Genomic DNA, 920 nt, shown 5'->3' with positions numbered 1-920 from the left:
CCGCGTGCATGGCGCTGGGCTGCACCGCGCGAGCAGATCGCGCTGGACACGGCCATCGGTGAGCGCCGCAGCACGCTGCTGGCCGACGGCAGCCGCCTGCACCTGGCACCGGACACGCTGGTGCAGGTGGATTTCACCTTGCTGCGCCGCGTGGTCCGCCTGGCACGCGGCGAGATCTTCATCGACACCGGCAGCGACCCGCGCTCCCTCGCGGGCCGACGCTCCTTCTGGGTGGAAACGCCGCTGGCCCGCTTCGAGGCCCTGGGCACCAGCTTCGGCGTGCGCCACGAAAAACACCCGGACACGGCCACGCGCCTGTACGTCACCGAGGGCCGCGTGGCCATCCATGTCAGGGCACTGGACGGCACTGCGCCAGGCACCCTGGACGCCATCGTCGCCACCTCCGGCGAAACCCATGTGCTGCACGCCGGCCAGCACCGCCCTGTGCGCCTGCCCGACGAAGGCCTGGTGCCCGACGCATGGACCGACGGCGTACTGGTCGCCCGCCGCATGCGCCTGGACGCCTTCGTGACCGAGCTGTCACGCCAGACCGGCATGCCCATGGAATGTGCCGACGACGTGGCTGCCCTGCGTGTTTCAGGCGTATTCCAGCTGGACGGCCCGGATCCGGCGGGTCGTGCGCTGGCCGCCATTGCCCGCACGCTGCCTGTGCGTGTGGAGCGCGGACAAGGTGCAGCCAGCGGTGCCCGCAGCGCCAGGCGCCTGGTCAAAGCCTGATCCGGAATTTTTTTCAGGCAGCCATTACGGGTTTCACACCGCCCGTTCGGCATAGGAGCAAAGACATCGCTTTTTCCTTTGCCGCTTCTCAAGGACTGCCTCCATGCCCAGCCTGCCCAGCACCCGCCGCGCCGCCCATCCACCCTCGTGCACACGCCCCACGGCGCTGGCTGCACAGGCCT

At 69.7% G+C, this 920-nt stretch carries 1 protein-coding gene; it reads left to right on the top strand.

Features of this window, described 5'->3' with window-relative positions:
- Positions 1-738 (top strand): FecR family protein (locus L995_RS26680; RefSeq protein WP_047474351.1); only part of this gene is annotated, 738 nt, incomplete at its 5' end.
- Between the last annotated feature and the right edge of the window lie 182 nt (positions 739-920).

Source organism: Delftia sp. ZNC0008 (genome assembly GCF_000799035.1).
Lineage (GTDB): Bacteria > Pseudomonadota > Gammaproteobacteria > Burkholderiales > Burkholderiaceae_C > Comamonas > Comamonas tsuruhatensis.
This window is presented reverse-complemented; position numbering and strand designations above follow the sequence as displayed.